General features: G+C 58.5%; 6 protein-coding genes. 5 read left to right on the top strand and 1 reads right to left on the bottom strand.

The genetic code is table 11. The features are described 5' to 3' along the window. Nucleotides 1–189: 189 nt before the first annotated feature. Nucleotides 190–1086, bottom strand: a complete 897-nt coding sequence (locus ACOTZP_RS08200) for a LysR family transcriptional regulator (RefSeq protein ID WP_023305644.1) — start codon at nt 1084–1086, stop codon at nt 190–192. Nucleotides 1087–1191: 105 nt separating this feature from the next. Here ACOTZP_RS08200 and budA point away from each other — a divergent pair, with 105 nt between their 5' ends. The 5 genes from budA to ACOTZP_RS08225 all read left to right on the top strand — a co-directional run bounded on the left by budA (nt 1192) and on the right by ACOTZP_RS08225 (nt 5865). Beyond that, nucleotides 1192–1971, top strand: coding sequence for an acetolactate decarboxylase (budA, locus tag ACOTZP_RS08205; protein WP_088581799.1), 780 nt, complete (start codon nt 1192–1194; stop codon nt 1969–1971). Beyond that, nucleotides 1943–3664: an acetolactate synthase AlsS gene (gene alsS / locus ACOTZP_RS08210; protein ID WP_416347027.1), complete on the top strand. Its 1722-nt coding sequence runs from the start codon at nt 1943–1945 to the stop codon at nt 3662–3664. Before budA ends, alsS begins: the two co-directional genes overlap by 29 nt. Before the next feature lie 20 nt (nt 3665–3684). Then, nucleotides 3685–4455 carry a (S)-acetoin forming diacetyl reductase gene (locus ACOTZP_RS08215; RefSeq protein WP_022647359.1) on the top strand — a complete coding sequence of 257 codons (771 nt, stop codon included), beginning with the start codon at nt 3685–3687 and terminating at the stop codon, nt 4453–4455. 130 nt (nt 4456–4585) lie between these two features. Then, the gene (locus ACOTZP_RS08220) at nt 4586–5059 is read left to right on the top strand and encodes a cold-shock protein (protein ID WP_022647360.1); all 474 of its coding nucleotides are present in this window, start codon (nt 4586–4588) and stop codon (nt 5057–5059) included. A gap of 107 nt (nt 5060–5166) precedes the next feature. Next, on the top strand, nt 5167–5865 hold the full coding sequence (locus ACOTZP_RS08225; protein ID WP_271074490.1) for a GNAT family N-acetyltransferase: 699 nt from the start codon (nt 5167–5169) through the stop codon (nt 5863–5865). Nucleotides 5866–6000: the final 135 nt, after the last annotated feature.

The raw sequence follows: 6000 nt of genomic DNA on the forward strand, positions 1-6000 counted from the left end.
AAGACAATAGTCCGAGCAGTTAAGCTGTACTGATAAAAATTAACCCGCACCTGTGCGGGTTTTTTATTTTTAAAGGGTAATGGTACTGAGTTTTATATGGCAGCCTGCCCATACTCCCTTCAAATTCAGCCTCAAAAACTGCTTCGCAATAAATTGAGCATCAATACAGTCCGCAGTTTCTGAAAAGGTTCATCCCTGCTCCCGTTCCCCCTCGCTCATCATCGCCAGAAACCGTTTCACCGTCCGTGAGCGTTCAAAGCGCCGCCAGCAGAGCGCGATATCGGTATAAAGCTCCGGTGAGCTCAGCGCGTGGTAGGTGACATTCGGCGGAGAAATAGCGGCCATCGATTTCGGCACCAGCGCGAACCCGCCGCCAGCGGAGACCATGCTCAGAGAAGAGGAAAGTTGTGAAGATTGCAGCGTGTGTTGCATATCGACTCCGGCCCGCTCGCAGCTGCCGTAAACGCGGTCATACAGTCCCGGCGCGACCTCCTGGGGGAACAGCACCACCGGTGTATCCCGAAGCTGCTCTAACGCCAGCGAATCGCACGCAGCCAGAGGATGATCGCGATGCAGCGCCACCACCATCGGCTCCCGGTCGAGGATTTTCAACTCGAACACCTTGCTGCTTTCGCACGGCAGGCGCACAAAGGCGATATCCAGTTCACCCTCCGCCAGCATTGTCGTCAGCGAAGACATATTGGCTTCCACCTGGTGAACCTGCACCGCCATGTTCTGCACCTGAAACTGACGAATCAGCGCGAAAATTTTGGGATGAAAGGCGTCGGAGCTGGTGATGCCAATCGACAGGCTGCCATTCAGGCCGCGCGCGATGCCCCGGGCTTTCTCCAGCGCGGCGTCGCTCAGCGCCAGGATCTTACAGGCGTCCTCATAGAAGGCCTCTCCCGCCTCGGTCAGCTCCACGCCCCGCGTCAGGCGCCTGAACAGCGGTGTGCCCACTTCCTCCTCAAGCCGTTTAATCTGCTGGCTCAGTGGAGGCTGTGAAATACCCAGCGCTTTGGCCGCCCTGGTGAAGTGTCGCTCGCGTGCAACCGCGACAAAATAGCGCAGATAACGAAGTTCCATATCAAAAACGTCTCAAACCAGCATGGATTCTATATTGGAACTCTCTGCTGAATCGGGTCAACATTTATTTAACCTTTATAAATAAAGTTGAAGAGGACGGGCATGATGATGCATTCATCTGCATGCGACTGTGAGGCGAGTTTATGTGAGACCCTGCGTGGGTTCTCGGCTCAGCATCCTGACAGCGTGATCTATCAGACATCGCTAATGAGCGCCCTGCTAAGCGGCGTCTACGAAGGGGAGACGACGATCGCCGACCTGCTGGCACACGGTGATTTTGGTCTCGGCACCTTTAACGAGCTGGACGGTGAAATGATTGCCTTCAGCAGCCAGGTGTACCAGCTGCGCGCCGACGGCAGCGCCCGCGCCGCGAAGCCGGAGCAAAAAACGCCGTTCGCGGTGATGACCTGGTTCCAGCCGCAGTACCGCAAAACCTTTAACGGTCCGGTCAGCCGTCAGCAGATCCACGACGTGATCGACCAGCAGATCCCCTCCGATAACCTGTTCTGCGCGTTGCGCATCGATGGCAACTTCCGCCATGCGCATACCCGCACCGTTCCGCGCCAGACGCCGCCGTACCGGGCGATGACCGACGTGCTGGACGACCAGCCGGTGTTCCGCTTTAACCAGCGCGAGGGCGTGCTGGTCGGGTTCCGCACCCCGCAGCATATGCAGGGCATCAACGTGGCGGGCTATCACGAGCACTTTATCACCGACGACCGTCAGGGCGGCGGCCATCTGCTCGACTATCAGCTGGAGAGCGGCGTGCTCACCTTTGGCGAAATCCACAAGCTGATGATTGACCTGCCCGCCGACAGCGCGTTTTTACAGGCCAACCTGCACCCCAGCAACCTTGATGCGGCTATCCGCGCCGTCGAAAACTAACAGGAGAACTACCGTGAACAGTGAGAAACAGTCACGTCAGTGGGCGCACGGCGCCGATATGGTTGTCGGCCAGCTGGAAGCGCAGGGCGTGAAGCAGGTGTTCGGGATCCCGGGCGCTAAGATCGACAAGGTCTTTGACTCTCTGCTGGACTCCTCCCTCGAGATCATCCCGGTGCGTCACGAGGCGAACGCGGCGTTTATGGCGGCAGCGGTAGGGCGGTTAACCGGCAAGGCCGGAGTCGCGCTGGTCACCTCCGGGCCGGGCTGCTCCAATCTGATCACCGGCATCGCCACCGCCAACAGCGAAGGCGACCCGGTCGTCGCGCTGGGCGGGGCGGTGAAGCGGGCGGATAAAGCCAAGCTGGTGCACCAGAGCATGGACACTGTCGCCATGTTCAGCCCGGTGACCAAATACGCCGTAGAAGTGAACTCCCCGGACGCGATTGCCGAGGTGGTGTCGAACGCGTTTCGCGCTGCCGAGCAGGGCAGGCCGGGCGGGGCGTTTGTCAGCCTGCCGCAGGATATTGTCGACCAGCCCACCATGGGGGCGATTTTACCCGCCAGCGGCCCGGCGCTGATGGGCCCGGCACCGGAGTCCGCCATTAACGACGTGGCGAAGCTTATTGAGAACGCCAAAAACCCGGTCATTTTACTCGGCCTGATGGCCAGCCAGCCCGCCAACAGCGCCGCGCTGCGCACGCTGCTGGAGAAAAGCCGCATTCCGGTCACCAGCACTTATCAGGCCGCCGGGGCGGTGAATCAGGAGCACTTCACCCGCTTCGCCGGACGCGTCGGCCTGTTCAACAACCAGGCCGGAGATCGGCTGCTGCATCTGGCGGATCTGATTATCTGCATCGGCTACAGCCCGGTGGAATACGAGCCGTCCATGTGGAACAGCGGCGACGCGACGCTGGTGCACATTGACGTGCTGCCCGCCTATGAGGAGCGCAAGTATGTTCCCGATCTGGAACTGGTCGGGGATATTGCCGCCACGCTGAATCTGCTTGCCAGCCGAATCGAGCACAAACTTGAACTCAGCCAGCGCGCCTCGGAAATTCTTGTCGATCGCCAGCATCAGCGTGACCTCCTCGACCGTCGCGGCGCATCGCTAAACCAGTTTGCCCTGCATCCGCTGCGCATCGTGCGCGCCATGCAGGACATCGTGAATAACGACGTAACGCTCACCGTCGATATGGGCAGCTTCCACATCTGGATCGCCCGCTACCTCTACAGCTTCCGCGCGCGTCAGGTGATGATCTCCAACGGTCAGCAGACCATGGGCGTGGCGCTGCCGTGGGCGATTGGCGCGTGGCTGGTCAACCCGGGGCGCAAGGTGGTGTCGGTCTCCGGGGACGGCGGATTTTTGCAGTCGAGCATGGAGCTGGAAACCGCTGTGCGCCTCAATGCCAACGTGCTGCACATCATCTGGGTGGATAACGCCTACAACATGGTGGCGATCCAGGAAGAGAAAAAATACCAGCGTCTCTCCGGCGTGGAGTTTGGCCCGGTCGATTTTAAAGCCTATGCCGACGCCTTCGGTGCGAAAGGCTTTGCCGTCGAGAGCGCCGACGCGCTCGAACCGACGCTGCGTGCCGCAATGGATGTCGATGGCCCGGCCGTGGTGGCCATTCCCGTCGACTACAGCGATAACCCGCTGCTGATGGGCCAGCTCCATCTCAGCCAGATTTTGTGAATCAATATAAGGACAGAGAAATGCAAAAAGTGGCTCTCGTAACCGGCTCCGGCCAGGGGATTGGCAAAGCGATCGCGCTTCGCCTGGTGAAGGACGGCTTTGCCGTCGCTATTGCGGATTACAACGAAGAGACGGCGAAAGCGGTCGCGGATGAGATCACCCGCAACGGCGGGAAAGCCGTCGCCGTGAAGGTGGACGTCTCTGACCGCGACCAGGTGTTTGCGGCGGTGGAAAAAGCCCGCACCGCGCTGGGCGGCTTCAACGTCATCGTCAATAACGCCGGGGTGGCGCCGTCTACCCCTATCGAATCCATCACGCCGGAAATTGTCGACAAGGTCTACAACATCAACGTGAAAGGGGTGATCTGGGGCATTCAGGCCGCGATTGACGCGTTTCGTAAAGAGGGGCACGGCGGCAAGATCATTAACGCCTGCTCCCAGGCGGGCCATACCGGCAACCCGGAACTGGCGGTGTACAGCTCCAGCAAGTTCGCGGTGCGCGGTTTAACCCAGACCGCCGCGCGGGATCTCGCGCCGCTGGGGATCACCGTTAACGCCTATTGCCCGGGCATCGTCAAAACGCCGATGTGGGCGGAAATCGACCGTCAGGTCTCCGAGGCGGCGGGTAAACCGCTCGGCTACGGAACGGAAACCTTTGCCAAACGCATCACGCTTGGCCGTTTGTCCGAACCGGAAGATGTGGCCGCCTGCGTCTCTTACCTCGCCGGACCAGACTCCGACTACATGACCGGTCAGTCGCTGCTGATTGATGGTGGGATGGTGTTCAACTAAATTCTAATAAGCTCTGACATGAACTTTCCCCTGCTCCCGTGCAGGGGCTTTTTTTTGTCTCCTCAGCCATTGTGCATTACACTGCGCGCTGCAAAACTTTAGTCTTAAGATTTGACAGGCGGTAACAGCGATGAACGGTACAATCACAACGTGGTTTAAAGATAAAGGCTTCGGATTTATCAAAGATGAAAACGGCGACAACCGCTATTTTCACGTGATTAAGGTCGCCAACCCTGATCTGATTAAGAAAGACGCTGCGGTGACCTTCGAACCCACCACAAACACCAAAGGCCTTTCCGCGTATGCGGTGAAGGTGATCCCGGAGAGCAAGCATCTTTATATCGCGGGCGAGCGCGTGAAGCTCACCTCGATCAAATCCTTCGTGGTGTTCAGCGAAGAAGAGCCCGTTGAGACCAAAATCGACAAAGAGAACGCGGTGCTGTCGGTGGGGCTACTGATGAACAGCATCAAGCCAAAAAGTGAGAAAAAACCGGGCGAGATGCGCACGGTGAAGAAGCTGGCGATCACCACCTTCCAGAACACGACGATGATCTTCACCGAAGATGAAATCGACATCGACGCGACGGTTAAGCTGCTGAAGTAATTTTATGCCGGGTGGCGGCTACGCGTTACCCGGCCTGCACGTTCTTCCTTTTCGACCGCTTTTTAACCTGCTATAACAAACTCCTTACCTTGCAGGGAGTCACCGCCGTGCCCGAAATCAATCAACATGGTCAAACCGTTAACGATATCGTCCCCGACTGGAAATGTGCCCGAGCGCTAACTCGCACGCCGCTAACCGGCCAGTATTGTCGTCTGGAACCGTTGGACGCAGAACGCCACGCGGCGGATCTGTTTGAAGCTTACACACTGGGCGATGACAGCGACTGGACGTGGCTTGCCAGCACCCAGCCTGTGAGCGTTGAGGCTACTGCGCACTGGGTGCTCGGAAAGGTGCTGGATGACGACCTGGTGCCCTTTGCCGTTATCGATCTGCGCACCGAAAAGGCGGTAGGGCTGGTGAGCTATATGGCGATTGAACGCTTTCTGGGATCGGTGGAAATTGGCCACGTCACCTGGTCGCGCAAGATGAAAGGCACCCGCGTGGGTACCGAAGCGGTGTGGCTACTGCTGAAAAATGCCTTTGAGCATAAATATCGTCGGCTGGAGTGGAAATGCGATTCGATGAACACCGCCTCACGCAACGCGGCGGAGCGGCTGGGGTTTGTCTGGGAAGGGCGCCTGCGCCAGAGGCTGGTGCGTAAAGGGCGCAACCGCGACAGCGACATGCTCTCTATTATTGACGGCGAGTGGCCGGAAAGGGACGCGGCGTTGCGCGCGTGGCTGGCGGCGGAGAATTTTGACGCGGAAGGGCGGCAGGTCAGGCGGTTAGAGGAATTTCGAAAATAATTTCCCCTCACCCTAACCCTCTCCCAAAGGGCTGAGGGATCCCCAGTAATTTTTTTATGCAGAAGCAATAAAGGTGCTTTCTAAATGACTGAGGGCTGTCAGCGATGCCCTGGTCCGGCTGTAAATCGCTGAGGC

It is taken from the genome of Enterobacter cloacae complex sp. SYL001 (genome assembly GCF_049237025.1).
Classification (GTDB): Bacteria; Pseudomonadota; Gammaproteobacteria; order Enterobacterales; family Enterobacteriaceae; genus Enterobacter; species Enterobacter intestinihominis.